General features: G+C 46.2%; 16 protein-coding genes. 5 read left to right on the top strand and 11 right to left on the bottom strand.

What is annotated here, in order from left to right; all coding sequences use genetic code 11:
- Positions 1 to 58 precede the first annotated feature (58 nt).
- From NDI35_RS09065 to NDI35_RS09090, 6 genes are all read right to left on the bottom strand, one after another.
- Entirely contained in the window at positions 59 to 730 is a 672-nt protein-coding gene (locus tag NDI35_RS09065) for a hypothetical protein (RefSeq protein WP_445312440.1), read from the bottom strand.
- A 173-nt stretch (positions 731 to 903) separates the two neighbouring features.
- On the bottom strand, positions 904 to 2,175 hold the full coding sequence (locus NDI35_RS09070; RefSeq protein WP_445312441.1) for a BaiN/RdsA family NAD(P)/FAD-dependent oxidoreductase: 1,272 nt from the start codon (positions 2,173 to 2,175) through the stop codon (positions 904 to 906).
- A 24-nt stretch (positions 2,176 to 2,199) separates the two neighbouring features.
- On the bottom strand, positions 2,200 to 2,358 hold the full coding sequence (gene rd, locus NDI35_RS09075) for a rubredoxin (protein WP_333106888.1): 159 nt from the start codon (positions 2,356 to 2,358) through the stop codon (positions 2,200 to 2,202).
- Between the two features lie 339 nt (positions 2,359 to 2,697).
- On the bottom strand, positions 2,698 to 3,465 hold the full coding sequence (locus NDI35_RS09080; protein ID WP_445312442.1) for a ChaB family protein: 768 nt from the start codon (positions 3,463 to 3,465) through the stop codon (positions 2,698 to 2,700).
- 173 nt (positions 3,466 to 3,638) lie between these two features.
- The gene (locus NDI35_RS09085) at positions 3,639 to 4,010 is read right to left on the bottom strand and encodes a DUF5615 family PIN-like protein (RefSeq protein WP_445312443.1); all 372 of its coding nucleotides are present in this window, start codon (positions 4,008 to 4,010) and stop codon (positions 3,639 to 3,641) included.
- Positions 4,007 to 4,300 (bottom strand): DUF433 domain-containing protein, encoded by a 294-nt coding sequence (locus NDI35_RS09090; RefSeq protein WP_445312444.1) that lies wholly within the window; start codon positions 4,298 to 4,300, stop codon positions 4,007 to 4,009. The genes NDI35_RS09085 and NDI35_RS09090 overlap by 4 nt, the downstream gene beginning before the upstream one ends.
- 79 nt (positions 4,301 to 4,379) lie before the next feature.
- Between NDI35_RS09090 and NDI35_RS09095 the strand changes: the two genes are divergently transcribed.
- The 3 genes from NDI35_RS09095 to NDI35_RS09105 all read left to right on the top strand — a co-directional run bounded on the left by NDI35_RS09095 (position 4,380) and on the right by NDI35_RS09105 (position 7,701).
- The gene (locus NDI35_RS09095; RefSeq protein ID WP_445312445.1) at positions 4,380 to 5,069 is read left to right on the top strand and encodes a polysaccharide deacetylase family protein; all 690 of its coding nucleotides are present in this window, start codon (positions 4,380 to 4,382) and stop codon (positions 5,067 to 5,069) included.
- Between the two features lie 4 nt (positions 5,070 to 5,073).
- Entirely contained in the window at positions 5,074 to 6,057 is a 984-nt protein-coding gene (locus tag NDI35_RS09100; RefSeq protein WP_445312446.1) for a DUF6263 family protein, read from the top strand.
- A gap of 162 nt (positions 6,058 to 6,219) precedes the next feature.
- The gene (locus tag NDI35_RS09105) at positions 6,220 to 7,701 is read left to right on the top strand and encodes an S-layer homology domain-containing protein (protein WP_445312447.1); all 1,482 of its coding nucleotides are present in this window, start codon (positions 6,220 to 6,222) and stop codon (positions 7,699 to 7,701) included.
- Positions 7,702 to 7,999: 298 nt separating this feature from the next.
- On the opposite strand, the gene NDI35_RS09110 is transcribed toward NDI35_RS09105, so the two are convergent.
- Positions 8,000 to 8,290: a hypothetical protein gene (locus NDI35_RS09110; RefSeq protein ID WP_445312448.1), complete on the bottom strand. Its 291-nt coding sequence runs from the start codon at positions 8,288 to 8,290 to the stop codon at positions 8,000 to 8,002.
- 749 nt (positions 8,291 to 9,039) lie between these two features.
- On the opposite strand from NDI35_RS09110, the gene NDI35_RS09115 reads away from it, so the two are divergent.
- The gene (locus tag NDI35_RS09115; protein ID WP_445312449.1) at positions 9,040 to 9,714 is read left to right on the top strand and encodes an acetoacetate decarboxylase family protein; all 675 of its coding nucleotides are present in this window, start codon (positions 9,040 to 9,042) and stop codon (positions 9,712 to 9,714) included.
- Positions 9,715 to 9,939: 225 nt separating this feature from the next.
- On the opposite strand, the gene NDI35_RS09120 is transcribed toward NDI35_RS09115, so the two are convergent.
- Positions 9,940 to 10,419 (bottom strand): orange carotenoid protein N-terminal domain-containing protein, encoded by a 480-nt coding sequence (locus tag NDI35_RS09120; RefSeq protein ID WP_445312450.1) that lies wholly within the window; start codon positions 10,417 to 10,419, stop codon positions 9,940 to 9,942.
- A 285-nt stretch (positions 10,420 to 10,704) separates the two neighbouring features.
- Between NDI35_RS09120 and NDI35_RS09125 the strand changes: the two genes are divergently transcribed.
- Entirely contained in the window at positions 10,705 to 11,292 is a 588-nt protein-coding gene (locus tag NDI35_RS09125) for a Uma2 family endonuclease (RefSeq protein WP_445312451.1), read from the top strand.
- Positions 11,293 to 11,378: 86 nt separating this feature from the next.
- Here NDI35_RS09125 and NDI35_RS09130 read toward each other — a convergent pair whose 3' ends face one another.
- The 3 genes from NDI35_RS09130 to NDI35_RS09140 all read right to left on the bottom strand — a co-directional run bounded on the left by NDI35_RS09130 (position 11,379) and on the right by NDI35_RS09140 (position 16,327).
- Entirely contained in the window at positions 11,379 to 14,534 is a 3,156-nt protein-coding gene (locus NDI35_RS09130) for an MFS transporter (protein ID WP_445312452.1), read from the bottom strand.
- Positions 14,535 to 14,903: 369 nt separating this feature from the next.
- The gene (locus tag NDI35_RS09135) at positions 14,904 to 15,233 is read right to left on the bottom strand and encodes a hypothetical protein (protein WP_445312453.1); all 330 of its coding nucleotides are present in this window, start codon (positions 15,231 to 15,233) and stop codon (positions 14,904 to 14,906) included.
- Between the two features lie 80 nt (positions 15,234 to 15,313).
- Positions 15,314 to 16,327 carry a hypothetical protein gene (locus tag NDI35_RS09140; protein WP_445312454.1) on the bottom strand — a complete coding sequence of 338 codons (1,014 nt, stop codon included), beginning with the start codon at positions 16,325 to 16,327 and terminating at the stop codon, positions 15,314 to 15,316.
- Positions 16,328 to 16,369 lie beyond the last annotated feature (42 nt).

Genomic DNA, 16,369 nt, shown 5'->3' on the forward strand with positions numbered 1-16,369 from the left:
ATAAATTTTGAATTGGGAAATTTGAATTGGGAACTGTGGGACCTGCATCTTGCCTGCCCTACTCAACTGCGATTTCGCTAAGGCGCAAACCTGCGATGTTTTTGCAGTCAAAGGTGGCGTTGTTGCCGGGGCGACGTTCTATTAATTCGAGAATTTGTCCGGCGGGGTTTTGCAGAAACCACTGGGTTAATGAGCCGGAGTTTAGAGGATGCTCTGATAGCGGTTTAAAGTTTTTATTTTGCCATATCTTAGCAGCATTCTGCACGTTTTCAACTCGAATCGCGACGTGGTGAACTGCTTCTAATCCTCTTTCTTGCTGGAAGCGATTTGTTTGGTCGCCCGGTGCGTGGGGCGCATCTAATACTACTAAGCCGCCCGCTGGCATTAATAAGGTCATTAAATGCAGCCACAAGTCGGAGGGAACATTAATGTTTTCCCCACAAAAGTTAATCGGGAACAAGTCGGGGCCTTCAACTGTTTTGGCGCCGAAGGGGTAAAAAGATTTGGCGTAGTTTTCGAGTTGGGTGCGGCTAGGGAATGTGAGGACAAAGTGGTCGATCGCAACTGGTTCGTCGTACAGGTCTGTTTCAAACGTCCAGGCTGTTAAAAATTCGGGAGTGATAAATTTGGGGTTGAATTCCAGCAAGCCATTTTTTTCGATGAAAGGTGAGTCAAGATGGCCCTCAAGGTTGCGATCGAACTTTAGGGTTTTTAGATTCAAGTTTTTCATGTATCTCACCCGATGTTAAGTCCGCCAAACGGCGAATTTTGTCTACAAGCTGAAGTGGACACACATTTGGTGCGCCTTAATTCAAAAATAACACAAAATTTAATATAGGCGAGCCGATCGCGCGATCGCAACTCCTAAACCTTTACACAGCAAATATTCCCCAATCTCAAATCTCAAATCTCAAATCTCAAATCGGATGGTTTGCCGATCGCGTTTCCGGCCAACCACGCTGTAGTCCAGGCACTTTGGAAGTTGAAACCGCCCGTCACGCCGTCGATATCCAAGATTTCGCCAGCAAAGAAAAGTCCGGGACAGCGGCGGCTTTCCATTGTCTTAAAATCGACTTCTTTGAGGTTGACACCGCCGCAGGTGACGAACTCTTCTTTAAATGCGCCTTTTCCTGCAATCTGATATTCGCCTTGAACGAGTTCTAGCAGGAGGCGATCGAGGATTTTGTTAGATAAGTCAGCCCAGCGTTTTTGCTCATCAATGCCGATCGAACTTGTCAAGCGTTCCCAGAGGCGGCGCGGCACCGGAAACGGACAACTAGAAACAATCAATCGGTGCGACAACTGCGACTTAACCGCTAGCAGTTGCTGCCGCAAAACTTCCGCATTGTACTGGGGAAGCCAATTAATCAGCACAGAAGTCTTATAATGGCGATCGTGCAAAAATCTCGCACCCCAAGCCGAAAGTTTGAGTACAGCAGGTCCGCTTAAACCCCAGTGAGTAATTAGCAAAGGCCCGCTTTGTTCTAATTTAGCTCCCGGCAATTTCACCTTAGCATTAGGAACAGAAATTCCGGCTAAATCTTTGATTCTGCTGTCGGAAATATTAAAAGTAAATAGAGAAGGAACGGGCTGTTCTACAGTATTACCTAACTCTTTTGCCCACTTATAACCCGATGGATTGCTACCTGTAGCGAGAAGCAGGCGATCGCACTTCAAACTCTCCCCCGACTTCAAATCAATTTCAAACCTAGGGGCGGTGTCCCCCTGTTCGCCCTCTGCGGTGTTGCCCGTTAATTTCTTTACTGAAACGACTGCATCGCCGGTGCGAATTTTTACGCCTGCATCCTCAGCAGCCCGGATCAAACAGTTAACAATTGTCGCCGAATCGTCTGTAATCGGAAACATTCGCCCGTCTTCTTCTGTTTTCAACTTCACACCGTGACCGGCAAACCATTCTACAGTATCGCGGGGTTGAAATCGAGTAAAAGCACCGCGCAGAGCTTTCCCTCCTCTGGGGTAATTCTGCACTAAAACACCGGGGTCAAAACAAGCGTGAGTAACGTTGCAGCGCCCGCCGCCAGAGATGCGAACTTTTGCCAGGAGTTGCCGGCCAGCTTCTAGTAAAGTGACGCGGGCCTGCGGGTAGGTTTTGGCACAGGTAATTGCACTAAAAAAACCAGCAGCACCGCCGCCGATAACTGTAATTTTGAGCATTCGATCGGACAAATTTTTTCTCGCTTATTCTGGTTCAAAATCGGATTTTGCCGCCCCGCAAGTGGGACAAACCCAATCGTCAGGGATATCTTCAAAGGCAGTACCGGGATCTATGCCTCCGTCGGGGTCGCCTACTTCTGGATCGTAGACGTAATTGCAAACTGTACAAACGTATTTTTGCATTTGCTTAACTCAATTTTTTATTGTAAGCCTTATAGATTGTACTTGACAACGCAACCTAGTGCAATATAGCAATCCTAAATTAGTCGTAATTTTTTTACCCCACCCCAACCCTCCCCTTACCAAGGGGAGGGAGTAAGAAATTCACAAATGATTTAGGATTGGTATATCACTTTCAAAAAGTAATGAGACTTTCGCTAATTTCCAAGTCTTTACGAATTAAGTTTTGCACCATTTTTAAATCTAAAATCTAAAATCTAAAATCTAAAATCGTCAAAGCCTCTAGAAGCAAAGTTCAAGAGGCTGGAGTGTATTTTTTATTAGTTTACTGCGATTGGAAGACTAGACTTTCGCTAAAGGCTTAGTCCAAACGCCGTTTTCATCTTCTTCGTATTGCTGGTGAATGGCGTCCCAAGCAGTGTGTTCCGCTTGTATCGAGTCGTTGCTTTCATCAAATGCGGCGTTGTAGGATTCCATAAAGGTTTTTTGAGCTGCTTCCGACAGGTGCGATCGCACTTCTGGAGATAAGTCTGCCGGACTATTGCAGCGACCTTTGACGGCGCGCGGCAGCGTCATTTCGCTAACTGAAACTTCTTCGCCACCTGCACTTTCTAGCAACAGTTGAAATTCGCCCGATTTATCTGCGGGAACTTCTGCCATTACGAGAAATTCGCCTGCTTCAACGCGGGTTTGATAGATAGTTGCTTTGTCTTCGGGCATTCCCAAAGTGACTAAAGCGGAAACTAGACCCGCACCGGCCGAACCTGCGATCGCGCCGCTAGCAGCACCCAACAGTGCAGCACCCAGCGGGCCCGCCGAGACTACTGTACCGACAAAGGGAATAACCAGCAGGCCGACGCCAGTTAGCAAAGCCAAAAAAGAACCGAATAAGGAACCAAAAATTGCCCCGCTTCGCAGACCGCCTAAAATTACATCTTTTTTAGTAATAAAGCCGGCAATTTTAGTTTTAGACTGAAAGTTTTTTCCCATTACTGAGATGTGGTCGCGGGACACTCCGCGATCGAGCAAACGCCGAATTACGCCGTCTAATTGTTCTTCTTCCTTAAATACGGCTGAAACTGTGCGTTCGGCTAAATATTCCTCGGTCATTGTTCCTCCTTGATGGTTTGTCGATGAGTTATGCTGGTTTTCAGTATATGAAGACACTGTAGGGCGATCGCATCGACCGCGAGATAGAGGTCAATTTATCGGAGATAGTTTGAGAATCTATCAAAAGAGTTAATGATTTTTTTTATTGGGGATAGCTCATCTATTACAGATAGTTATTCAGCTCTGATATAAGCCCCCAAATATTCCCGTTGATTTATCATTTCCTCTGCTGACTTAGCCGCAATTAAATTCAATATTCCCCGCCAGTGAGCGCCTACCGAGTAACTTTGTCTAGGTACAACAATAATTCCTGAATGAGTTCTTTTTTGTTCAGCAAAACTTCTGTGCAAACGGCAGAAATCTCCCATGTTAGAACTGTAAATGACGCGCCCTTGCTCAGTTGCCCAGATTAGCTGCTCCTCATCTGAAGAGCTAAGCTTGTTCGCGTCTGAGGTAGTCATCACCTCTACAGCAGAATTACGCAAAGATTCTACCAACGAAAGGTTGCCAGAATCTTCATCAATATAGAGACGAATTTGACTCACGATAACTTACCTGCCATGTATTCAGCTTCCCAATATTTGCACTCTTCGTAGTACGCTGCTATCTCCGCCTCAACTTCATCTTTATTAGCGTGATAATAAGCCAATCCGGCATAAATTTGTGCTAACGTCAAATGCGGGAATTCTTCAGCAATTTTTTCATGGCTCATTCCTGATTTGTAGTCAATTGCTATGCTCCGAACGGATATTCTAGTTCCTGCGATGCGGGGGATGCCGCCGCAAGTTCCGGGCGTGCGGACAATTAGCGTTCCTATATCAACGGCAGTTGTCATATTTACCTAGATTGAGTTAACTTTATTCTATTGTAACGCAGCTTCATTTCTACCCGATCGCATTTATCAAGGTTAATCAATGCCATTAGCACCCCTGTTTCCTGTCGTTCATCCCATTCTCAAATCGGCTTTTCCCGGATGTCTGTGGACGGGAGATATCAACAGCCGAGAAATTGCCCTCACATTTGACGACGGGCCGCACCGTCAGCACACACCTCAACTGTTAAAAATTTTAGATAAATACGACATCAAAGCTAGTTTTTTCTGGCTAGGTTTTTGCGTGGACAGGCATCCAGAAACGGCTAAAGAAGTGTGCGAGCGCGGACACTGGATCGGCCTCCACGGCTATCAGCATATATCGTTTGCCAAACTCAAAACCCACGAACTCAAACAAAGTTTAGAAGACACGCAAAAAGCAATTGCCAAAGCTTGCGATTTAGACCCAAAATTAATCCTGGACGTGCGCCCACCCAATGGCATTTTTACGCCGCGAACATTAGAGTTATTGCAACAGTGGGAATATCGCCCTGTAATGTGGAGTGTCGTCCCGGAAGATTGGGTGCGGCCGGGGGTGAGGAAAGTTATTAGTCGTATCGTGCAGCAAACTGAAAACGGATCAATTATTGTACTGCACGACGGCTATTGCGGCGGTGAAGATGTTGCAGCTTCGGCAGATAAAATAATTCCCTTGCTTTTGTATAAAGGTTACAAATTCGTGACAGTCGATCGACTGTGGGAACAGGCTAACATTCAAATAACAGGAAATTAAATCCATGAAAAAAAGACAGTTTATTGCATCTCTTTGTTTGGTAAGTGCCGGATGGGCGATCGAGCTTTCTCCTGCTTCGCTAAGTGCTGAAACTCCCCTTCTAGTGCAGCAGCCAGCCCCTGGCTTATCCGCGCCTGCCACCTACTCGAAAACCCCGCAAGTGGAACTGCTAAATCCGGGAGTGGAACCCCGCCAGGAACTGCGTTTAAAACCAGCTATCGATGTCAAAGAAACGACAGTTATGACCGTAAAAATGGATATGGAAATATCCGCATTGGGTCGGTCTTCGCCTGTGGCTAAAAGTCCAGTATCGGTGATGACTTTCGAGACAAAAGTCACTAAAATTGATCCCAACGGCGATATTCACTACGAGTTTGCTTATACTAACGCAGATATCACAGGCGATACTGGAAATACCCCGCCAGCCGCCAGAGATGCCATGCGTTCCGCACTCAAAAGCATGGTCGGAATGAAAGGATCTTTCATCATGGACAATCGCGGTTTTAATAAAGGAGGTAACTTTATTTTGCCCGAAAAAGCTGACAACAACCTCAAACAAATGGTTGGACAAATGTCTAAATCTCTAGAGCAACTTGCCTCGCCGCTGCCTGCAGAAGCAGTAGGAAAAGGAGCCAAATGGCGCGTTTATTCTTCCTCTGATTTCGGCATGAATGTGAATAACATTGCTACCTATGAATTGGCTAGTTGGCAAGATGGAGTTGCCTCTCTGAATGTAAGTATAGAGCAGCAAGCAAAACCTCAAAATATTACCTCTCCCCAACTGCCTCCGGGAACTACCTTAACCCTAAAATCTTTTGCTTCCCAGGGTCGGGGAGCAGCCACAAGGCGCTTGGATAGATTAATGCCTTTTCGGTCTACTGAGTCTGTTAGTTCAAATAGCGAAATGAGTGCTAAAAATGCTGGCATTTCTCAAGAATTAACAATCACAACAAAAATGGCAATGGAGATGACTTTAGAGTCGAAGTAAGCTTTATTATACCAAGTCGAAAAATTAGGGACACGGCAGTGCCGTGTCCTTGGTCATCGGTAAATTTTTAATAAATGGTATTAAATAGGGTTAATATAGCTGATATTATATAAAGTTTCCGAAAGTTTCGATCGCCAATTTGTAAGTAGAGGAGTCTGTTCTATGATTCGATCGCACAGATGGCAAGCTATCATCGGTTTAGTGGTAGCCCTGGGGATAATCATCGGGAATTTAATGTTTCCGGGCCTGAATGTAGCGCCGGCATTTGCTCAACCCAAATTTAAGGATGTTAACGACCATTGGGCGCAAGCTTGCATAGAGGAGTTAGCACAGAAAAAAATTATTAGTGGCTACTACGAAGACGGCACTTTTCGCCCGAATCGCCCCGTCAGCCGCGCTGAGTTTGCGGCGATGGTTCGCATGGCTTTTCCCGATGCCAAAACCGTCCGCGCTCCGATCGACTTTGCAGATATTCCTACAAATTACTGGGGTTTTAAAGCAATTCGAGAAGCTTATCAGACGGGTTTTATGTCCGGTTACAGCGGCAGTATTTTTAACCCGACTTTGAATGTTACCCGCTGGCAGGTTTTGGTAGCTTTAAGCAGCGGCTTGAAATATACACCTACGGGGCCGGCGGCTGAGATTTTGGATGCGACTTTTGAAGATGCGCGGGATATTCCCGAACTGGCCAGAAGTGCGATCGCCGCCGCCACAGAAAAACAACTTGTGGTCAATTATCCGGCGGTTAAACAGCTAGAACCTACTCGGAATGCTACTCGCGCCGAAGTCGCAACTTTTTTCTGTCAGGCGATCGCCAAACCCGGCCAAACTGCCTTAGTTCCTGCCCAATATATTGCCCAAGTTCCGGCGAATATCGGCCCGCCGAGAACAACAGAAATCTCAGAAGCGGGGAAAGTTCGGGCGGAAGTTTCTTTCGTAAAAGAAGCAGAAAATGCTAAAAATCTCCGCATCAGAATTATCCGCGACGGTAAAACTTTATTAGAAGAACCAGTGCTGATTCCGACTCGTTCTCTAGTAGATAACCCCGACCAAAGGGCCAGCGAAGAAATATCAGAAGGACGTTTTTTATCGCTACGAATCCGTGATTTAGACGGCGACAAGGAACCGGAAGTGCTGGCAGATTTAGTGTCAACCAAAAGCGGCGTCCGCTGCTGCAATTATTCGTTTATTTACCGCTACGACTCGGCGGCTAACAAATACACTCATATCCAGCATTTCTGGGGCAATGTGAGTTACGAAATTGTCGATTTGGGCAAAAATGATATCCCAGAGTTTAAGAGTCAGGACGGGCGATTTTCCGAGGCTTTTACAAATTACGCTGATTCTCGCTTTCCGCTGCAAATTTGGCAGTACCGCCAAGGTAAAATGCAAAATGTTAGCAAAGAGTATCCGGTGGAAGTCTACACGAATTCTGCTGAGCTTTGGCTGGAATCTAACAAGCGTCTGAGTGAAGATGGGGAGGTGAAAGGGGTGTTGGCGGCCTTCATGGCGAACAAGTATGTCATGGGCCAGGAGGCGGAAGGTTGGCAGTTGTTGGAGAGGGTTTATCAAGGGCGCGATCGCACTCAATTCTTCGGGAAGTTGCGGGAGTTTTTGGTAAGTACGGGTTATGCTACTAAGTAGACTTGGAGGTTTTTAACCGCAGATGAACCCGGATAAACGCTGATAATATCTGAAGGGCGGGTTTAGCCAAAAAGTTTGTATTCCCACAGATAAGATTAGGGTTTTGTCGGAGGTACAAACTCCAACCTAAGTCTCAAAAGCGAAAGCGCAGCCACAGGGGAAGTAAACTGCTGCCCGTTGTGAGTCAGTCCAAGGGGAAGAAATCTGCGATCGGACAGATGACACTACCTTGGGCTTTTTGGGAGCCACCCCCAGAAGCAATTTCTCTCGTTGCCGAAAAGCTTGTTCCCGCTAACGCCTACCTATATAAATAAGCTGCTCCCCCCTCCCCCCTCGCGCGTGTTGTTCGTCCTAAAATATTTATTACCCCTTCGCTTACCCTACCCTTCTTTTTTACCTCTCCCGTAAAAGTGAGATTGGCCCCATCGACATATACACTACCCCCCTGTCCTCTTCCCCCCACGACCGTGGCTTGTTGCACATCGTCCAGTTCCACAAATTCACCACAAGCCCAAGCCATGTCGATGTCGCCCTTCACTTTTTCTTCTTGGGACGCTTGGGGTTGGCTGGTTCCTTGTTTTAAAAACATTGGTTTTTTCCTCCTAAAATTTTTTCCAAAAATAACACATAAAATTTTTAAAATAAAAATAACTACCTTTTTTGTAATTTTTTTTAATAAAAACTATTTTTTCTTTCGAGGGATTGGGCTTTTTGGGAGCCAACCCCCCAACAAATTTACTGAGATTGCCCAGAAGTTTGTGCTGGCTAATCGACCGAAAGCTGATAGTTGTTTACCAAAGCTGGAAATGTGTGACAGCAGGCACTCTCACCCTCACCCCCAGCCCCTCTCCCATCAAGGGAGAGCAGGGTGCTTTCATACAAAAATAGAAAAATTATGATATGGATGAGCGCTCGCCCGTCCTGTCACGCGCGTGTGTAGCAAGCAAAAAATCTGGGGAATCTACCTGGTTGGGCGCTGGCTAGCCCGATCTTGGCGGAGATCGACTTGTTTACGCCATCGCCCCGATCGCTCACGAGGCAAATGTACGGATTGAGGGTAGAAAAAGTGACTAATATCAATCTCATTGAACACTTGCAACTTCTCAATGACTATCGACACATTCGGAGCACAAGACATCAATTGTGGTTTGTCTTGTTACTCATCTTATGAGGAGAAATGACTGGCTATTGGGGCTACCGAGCACTGGCAGATTTCACCAAAGTACATCGAGAGAGCTTGATTGAGCTGTTATATCTGGATGATAAAATCGAGTTTCCATCTTACTCAACTTTCCAAGGTAAAATAAATATAAAATATCACCGATTAAATCACTTAAAATGGTATATCCACCTGCACCTTGGGATCTGCAAGGTTATGCTGTTCAGACTTTACAATTGGTAGATGTCGCACGAGTGCGCCCCTTGGTTCCCTCTGAGTTAGAAATTGTCTCTTTATTGCCAGGAAAAACCCTAGGTGGCATTTATATATCCTCCTACGGGTTGGGTTCTGTGATGGAGTACAATGAGTTAATTGTAGTTAGCGCGATCGCCAATTATGCAGGAAAATGGGGTGCTTGGATTTCCCATATTTATGTAGACAATCCTAACTCGGTAGCCGGCGGGCGCGAAATTTGGGGACTTCCTAAAGAATTAGCTCAATTTACCTGGGAAGGCAGCGAGTCGGTAAAGGCAGCACCGCTAGGCTACCGAGTCACAGTTAGCCAAGGAAACCGTCAACTGTGCAGCCTCAATTACAGCCAGCAAACTTTAGCCTTACCGCTGCCTTTTAGCGGAAATGTTTTTAGCACTGACAGCAGCAATTTGCTGTTGTTTAAAGGAGGATTACAGTCTCGCATCGGTTTGATTAAAGGCGAATTAGAAGTGGCAGAAGAAAGTCCTTTTGCCAGTTTAAACTTAGGCCAGCCTTTGCTAACTTTTGGCTCCGAAGATATGCGTTTAACAGTCGCTGCGCCGGAAGTTGTGGGAAACAAATCCCTTGAATTCAATTATTAGCTGTAAAGTGCGGGTATTCGCCGTAAACCTAAAAAAACCGAACAGCCAGAAACCCGGTTTCTTGAAGAAGCCGGGTTTCTGGCGCGGGGTATTAGTTTGAGCTACTTACTAATCTTTTTGAGGACTTACGCATCAAACGGCTAAAAACCGGGTTTCTTCCTAAATGCGTCGTTGCCACACCGAATATTCTCCGAGAAACCGGGTTTTTTTTCGTAAGTCCTATTTTTAAATGCCAGCGCCCGGAGCGGCTTCAGCACCCATTACTAAAACTGTACCGCGAAGGAAATCAATTTGTTGCTGAAAGTCCATGCCCTGAACCTTTCCTAATAAAGCTTTTCCTGCTTCGGGAAGTTCATAGTCTGGAGGCATGGGTATAATAGTTCCTTCGTCCATTCCTACTGCTAAGAAATACCAAAAAGCTAGCTTGGTTTCAGGGCTCATCGAGCCGTACATCCGGCTGATTTCAGTATTGGCTTTTGAGGCAATGTCGCGCATTACTTGTAGTTGTTCTTCGTGGGGCAGCGGTTTGACTTGCTCGAACAAACCTTGAGCGATTTCGGAACCGGAAGCACCGGGAGCCGCTGGCGTTATTGACTTGCCCATTTCGGTGTAAACAAACCACAGCAAACCTAATTGGTCGTCTACACTCAAGCTCTGAATATCTGCTTTTCCTTGGTCGTAAGCACCGGCAGTACTAAATGTCATTCAAGCCTCCAAAATAATATGTATTGCTCAGCTTTCTTATTGAGAAAACTTCTTTTTGCTACTTAAGTTAAAGTACCTAATAAATAGTGATGCTAGAATCTTGCTTAAGACAGATATGATCCCGGACATAAGTTCGGGGAGTAAATTCACAAAAGTTGAGAAAATTTGCAACCAAAGGATGAGGCAAATTTGACAAGATTGTTGTTAGCGGAGCTCATGATTAGCATTGTTTAGCCGATCGACGATCGCCTATAATCGCAACAGACCTGTATTGAGGTGGCTGTTATGTCGATCGCAACTGCAAAACGCTTCACCATAGCGGAATATCACCGCCTGACAGAACTGGGGTTCTTTAGTGAGGACGATCGAGTTGAGTTAATTAATGGAGAACTTGTGAAAATGGCAGCTAAAGGTACCGCTCACGAAACCTGTCTGAGAAGATTATTGCGGGAATTAAGCGCCATAGTAGCAGAGCGGGCAACTTTACAGTGTCAATCTCCCATCGTTTTACCGACAAACAGCGAACCTGAACCTGATTTTTCGATCGTACAAAATCGCCCTGACGACTATCTATCCTCTCACCCCTGTCCAGGGGATATACTGTTGCTTATTGAGATTGCAGATTCTTCTTTGAGTTACGACAAACAGGTTAAGCTCCCCCTTTATGCTGAAGCCGCCATCTCTAACTATTGGATATTTAATTTATCACAAACTTGCTTGGAATGTTACAGCGATCCGTATCAGAATGCCCCTGGCCAATTTGGTTATCGCAGGACGCTGATTTTTCTGCCCAACGAGTCTGTTAATCTGCCTTATTTTCACGACTTGGCGCTCGATTTATCGAGAGTATTTCCGCCAACTATAGAATCCTGAAGGACTCTGATATTATTCCAAAGAAAATAGGCTGGCAAACAGCCAGCCTAGAATCAGGAGAACTTTATTTCAAACTCGTTGAAAATCTAGCTAAACAAACCCGAAATACCACCGACTGCTATTGCTCCAGCCAAAGCCGAAACAACCACAGAAGTCAGAGCCGTACCGAACAGCCACCAAGCAGCAGTTGCTGCGGCTTCGCGCGCATCTTCTGCTTGCTGCTTGGTCTTTTTCTTGAGTTCTTTGATGCGTTTTTTGGCTTCAGATTGCAGGCGCTCCGCTCGCAATAAAACGCTGTCCCGTGCTCCTTCCATTTGGTCAACAATTCGGTGCGCGTCAGTCTCGGAAATATCGGAACGAGAACTCAGCAGGGCAACTAAAGTACCGCGATCGAACTCACCTAAACGCTCTTTAATGGCGTCAAATCCGGCCTGCGGGTCGTCAAACACTTTGCGTAAGTCCCGCTTGATGCCTTCGTAGTTGAGTTCGGGTCGCTCCAGCGAATTGAGGTAATCCCGGATTTTCCCGAAAATACCATCCATTGCTGACTGGAACTTGTCCTGAACCATTTGAACTTGTTCGACAATTTGGTTGCGGACAGATTCAATTTGGTCGGCAATTCTGTTAGCTTCCTCTTCCGAGATGTCTTCCCGCTGCGACAACAATGCTACCAGAGTCGATCGATCGAAGTGCTTCAGGCGATCGCCCAAACTTTGCATCCCCATTCCCGGCTCGCTAAACAGCAACTGCAAATCGCGTTTGATGCCTTCAGGATTGAGTGCTTCCTTGTCGGTATTCCGCAAGTAATTTTCCAAACTTCCTTGGAAATCCCGTACACTTTTTTGAGCGCGAGAGGCCAAGCGGCGGGGCGATTTCACGATGCTGCGAATCGAATCTTGCACGCGATCGATCGTCCGATTGATCTGTTCTTCACTCAAATCTTCCCGCTGCGACAGCAACTTGACTAAAGTTTCGCGATCGACCTGAGAAAGTCTTTCCCGAAGTGCCAAAGCACCCTCTTTCGGATTTTCAAACAATTTAGTCAAATCCCGATTGATGGCTTCTGGATCGAGTTCTTCCAGGTTTGTATTCCGCAGGTACTCGCCAATTTTTGCAGTAACTTCCTCGTACTGTTGCTTAGCTCTATCTGCCACCATTTGCGGCGCGTGGATAATGTTGTCGCGCACAGATTCGATCCGGTCGATCGCCTGATTGATCTGTTCTTCGCTGAGGTCTTGGCGCTGTGACAGCAACTGCACCAGCGTATCGCGGTCGAATTGAGACAAGCGTTCTCTCAGCGCTTTAAATCCGGCTTCCGGGTCGTTTAACAGCGTTTGAAACTCGCGCTCGATCGCTTCAGGATTGAGTTCTTCCTTATTAGTATTGCGGAGATAGTCTTCTACCTTTTGTCGCAATTCTTGGGCTTTCGATTGCGCTTGCTCTTGCAATTCTTGAGCTCTAGAAATAACGCGATCGCGCGAACTTTCGAGCCGCCCGATTAACTGATCGGCTTCCTCTGGACTGAAATCTTCTCGCTGACCCAGCAACTGCACCAAAGTATCGCGGTTAAATTGGGAAAGGCGATCGCGCAAAGCCTCAAAACCAGCATCCCGATCTTCCAAAAGCGCTTGGAAATCCCGCTCGATACCTTCAGGGTTCAGCTCATCTTTGCCAGTCGATCGCAAATAATTCTCAATCCGGCTGCGTAAATCTTGAGACTGTTCTTCACCAGCAGCATCTCGCACGATTTCCAACACTTCTTGGCGGACACCTTCAAGCTGTTCGGCAATTTCCGTCACCTGTTCCGGAGCAAACCCCTCGCGGCGGCTCAGAATCCCTACAAAATAATCGGGATTAAACAATTCTAACTGGCGCAAAACCGCCCCAGGAGAAGCTTCCGGGTCATAAATAACATCCCTAAATTCCTGCTTGATTGTCTCCCGGTTGAGATGCCAAGGTTGGGAATTCATCAAGTAATTTTCCACATCAGCCTTAGCTGTATTGAAAGGCAGTGCAGGCACTTTGTCGCCCACCTGAGAAGCAAAAGATTTAGCTTTTTGAGTCCCTTGTGCTGTCAGTTGTTGCAACTGACCCGATATTTTTTCAACATCCAAATCAGACAAATCCGTCCGCGACAAAACAGTGCCCACAAGAGCTTCCACACCCAACTGCATCGCTCGCTTCATGCCGCTGCTGGATTCCGATTTGTTTTCCCGACTTTCCAGAATTTGAGACAGCTTGGCGTTGAGTTCGTCAGACTTCAGCAAATCGGGAGCCGCAAACTTGAGAAAATCAACTAACTCTAAATTCGGGTCTTTCTGCTCTTGCTGCTTGCCAAAAGTTTGCTTCCAAACGCCTTCGAGTTGGTCAGCAACTTGAGTTATTTCCTCTTGAGAAAAGTCGGTGCGACTCTTAACTAAATCCACAAAAGTCTGGCGGTTAACATTCTTCAGAACGTCGCTTCCCGCTAGAGATTTGATATCTGCATCGCCCAGCAACTTTTCAAATTGACCGCGAATTTCCTTAACATCTAGTTTCGGTAACTGCAAAGAACCCACATAATCTTGCAGTGTTTCGCGAATGCTATCCGGGTCTACCGCCGAACTCAACTCGCGGCGGACAGCGGCAACAGATGCCTCTACAGTGTTGACCATTTGGTCGCTGGCCATCTTGCCGCCGATCGCAGCACCAGCAGTACCCATGACGCCTTGAACGCCTGAAAAAGCAGTTTTTATCAAGGAACCGATCATGGAACCGACGGCGCTAGAACCGAGCCACACCAGCGTTAAAAAGTACGCCGACCAAATGACTACACCAATAATTGCCGCTCCGTCTACCGAGGCAATTGAAGTTAGTTTGACGGCCAGAAAACAAGCCAAAAATAAAGCCAGGTTAACGGTGACTAAAATCCAACCCCCGACTAGACCTTCAGTCTTACGAACTTTACTGCCTAAAGTTTCGGACTCATCATCATCGTCATCGTCGGGTAAAGCCTCGTCCCAATTTGAGATTTTGGCAGCGATCGAGAAATTTGTTAACAAAAACTGAAAGCCAAAAGCCATGATGACTCCGGCGATTAATGCCACGAAAAACTGCGGGCTTAAAAACATCAGGCCTCCGATATCGGGGTGGTCAAATGGCACATCCATTTCTACTGGCATTTCTACGGGCATTTCTACTGGCATTTGGCCCCTATTGACTTGGGGAGTGTAGAGCGACATTAATAACTCGCTTTGAAACATAATTTCCCTCCTAAGTTTTTATGCCTAACTCGGCATAGCGAAAAGAGTCCCCAACTTTTTTATAGGGGATTTTGTAATCTTTAGATGATGGTTTGTTTTGGTTCGGCTTTATCTTACGGAAAGCCTTATTAGTGAAATTGAGATGAGTAGTAAATCAGTTCTCTAGTTATCTCATCCTTACTGCTTATTATGGCTGTGGAAGCTAAAAAATAAATCCGTCTAAAGTCAGAAATCAGTCTTTCTGGGACTAATAGCAGCAGAGTTCGCATAAAAGTGGCAAGTTTGAGGCGGGGGGCGATCGCCACCAATTATCAATAGTAGTAAAGTGATCTTCGGCGCACCCTACATATCGTAGAGTGCGCTACCGAGTTAGGATTCAGTTTGATTGTTAGGGTCAAAACGAGCTAGTAATTGCGGGCGATCGAGCTGCATAATCAGTCGCGCGATTTCGATGGGTTCTAGTTGAATCAAAGGCTCGATTAGTTGGAATAATTCTTCATCAATCTCGCCAAAATACACTTGTAACATACTCTCAACTATCTGGCGTTTACCTTGCTGAATACCTTGCTCGATACCTTGCTGAATACCTTGCTCGATACCTTGCTGAATACTTTGCTCGATACCTCGCTGAATACCTTGCTCGATACCTCGCTGAGTTGCTTCTTCAAGCCGTTGTAAATAGAGGGGTGATAGTTCCATAATTAACTCCAGATTTTGTCTGTTATAAATAATAAAGTAATATTTAGCGCACCCTACCGATTGTAGAGTGCGCTGCTGAGTCAGGATTCCGGTTGATTTTTTTGTTCAAAATGAGCTAGCAATTCAGAGCGATCGAGCTGCCTAATTAGTCGCGTGCGATCGAGGGGTTCTAGCTGAATCAAAGGCTCGATTATTTGGGCTAATTCTTCATCAATCTCGCCAAATTTTAGTTGTAGCAGACTCTCAACCATCAGGCGTTGAGCGCGCTGCATAGCTTGCTGCATACCTTGCTGAATACCTTGCTGAATACCTTGCTGGATACCTTGTTGAATACCTTGCTGAATACCTTGCTGGATACCTTGCTGAATACCTTGCTGGATACCGCGCTGAGTTGCATCTTCCAGCCGTTGCAAGTAGAGGGGTGACAGTTCCATAATTAACTCCCGATCTTCTCGATCTATGTCTTGGCGGACTTCTAAAATAGTTCGCAAGTTGTACAACAATTCTAACGCACTCACCCGAAACACATTATCTGAGGGTAATTCTCTCAATTCGGCAATAGCTTGCTTCTGCACGTTTCCCTTCCCCAAAACTCTCAGCCACAGCGTTTCTGGAGTGCGGGGAAGTTGGTGAATGGCAATAATCGCTGCTTTCAGAGACGCACCCAGAAAATAAACTCCACTTACCCAATTTTCCGGTTCGGGAAGGGCTCGAAATCCAGCTAATATCGTGTCGGAAACAGTCGGCGACAGTATCCAGAGTTGGGGCAAGTCTGCCTCTGCAATCCGGGTATTGTCTCTAGCTGCGGCGCGTTCAAATTCGCCGTGGATATCGAAGAGTTTGCCCAGACAACTGCGAATTTCTCCGATTTGGACCGGGCTGCGGAAGGGTTCAAATACAGCGGGTTTTGCTGCGATTTGACCCAGAATGCCGAGGGCTGTTGCTTCTACTTCCGGTTCTGCTTTGGGGGCAAATAAAACGTCAACCTGCCTTACTTCTCCAGCGACATCCCGGCTGGTTTCTACATTACCGAGAGGGGTTAATAGTTCTTTCAAATACTGTTTAGCAAATTGGTCGTGGATGAATCTAGTCATGCGATTTTAGATTTTAGATTTTAGATTGGGCATTAGTTACTG

The sequence above is a fragment of the Microcoleus vaginatus FACHB-2002 genome (assembly GCF_040004035.1).
In the GTDB taxonomy this organism is placed as follows: domain Bacteria; phylum Cyanobacteriota; class Cyanobacteriia; order Cyanobacteriales; family Microcoleaceae; genus Microcoleus; species Microcoleus vaginatus_C.

What these genes read in the sequence shown, in the direction of transcription:
- NDI35_RS09065 (WP_445312440.1), bottom strand. Translation starts at nt 730, where the DNA reads ATGAAAAACTTGAATCTAAAAACCCTAAAGTTCGATCGCAACCTTGAG.
- NDI35_RS09070 (WP_445312441.1), bottom strand. Translation starts at nt 2,175, where the DNA reads ATGCTCAAAATTACAGTTATCGGCGGCGGTGCTGCTGGTTTTTTTAGT.
- rd (WP_333106888.1), bottom strand. Translation starts at nt 2,358, where the DNA reads ATGCAAAAATACGTTTGTACAGTTTGCAATTACGTCTACGATCCAGAA.
- NDI35_RS09080 (WP_445312442.1), bottom strand. Translation starts at nt 3,465, where the DNA reads ATGACCGAGGAATATTTAGCCGAACGCACAGTTTCAGCCGTATTTAAG.
- NDI35_RS09090 (WP_445312444.1), bottom strand. Translation starts at nt 4,300, where the DNA reads ATGACAACTGCCGTTGATATAGGAACGCTAATTGTCCGCACGCCCGGA.
- NDI35_RS09095 (WP_445312445.1), top strand. Translation starts at nt 4,380, where the DNA reads ATGCCATTAGCACCCCTGTTTCCTGTCGTTCATCCCATTCTCAAATCG.
- NDI35_RS09100 (WP_445312446.1), top strand. Translation starts at nt 5,074, where the DNA reads ATGAAAAAAAGACAGTTTATTGCATCTCTTTGTTTGGTAAGTGCCGGA.
- NDI35_RS09105 (WP_445312447.1), top strand. Translation starts at nt 6,220, where the DNA reads ATGATTCGATCGCACAGATGGCAAGCTATCATCGGTTTAGTGGTAGCC.
- NDI35_RS09110 (WP_445312448.1), bottom strand. Translation starts at nt 8,290, where the DNA reads ATGTTTTTAAAACAAGGAACCAGCCAACCCCAAGCGTCCCAAGAAGAA.
- NDI35_RS09115 (WP_445312449.1), top strand. Translation starts at nt 9,040, where the DNA reads ATGGTATATCCACCTGCACCTTGGGATCTGCAAGGTTATGCTGTTCAG.
- NDI35_RS09120 (WP_445312450.1), bottom strand. Translation starts at nt 10,419, where the DNA reads ATGACATTTAGTACTGCCGGTGCTTACGACCAAGGAAAAGCAGATATT.
- NDI35_RS09125 (WP_445312451.1), top strand. Translation starts at nt 10,705, where the DNA reads ATGTCGATCGCAACTGCAAAACGCTTCACCATAGCGGAATATCACCGC.
- NDI35_RS09130 (WP_445312452.1), bottom strand. Translation starts at nt 14,534, where the DNA reads ATGTTTCAAAGCGAGTTATTAATGTCGCTCTACACTCCCCAAGTCAAT.
- NDI35_RS09135 (WP_445312453.1), bottom strand. Translation starts at nt 15,233, where the DNA reads ATGGAACTATCACCCCTCTATTTACAACGGCTTGAAGAAGCAACTCAG.
- NDI35_RS09140 (WP_445312454.1), bottom strand. Translation starts at nt 16,327, where the DNA reads ATGACTAGATTCATCCACGACCAATTTGCTAAACAGTATTTGAAAGAA.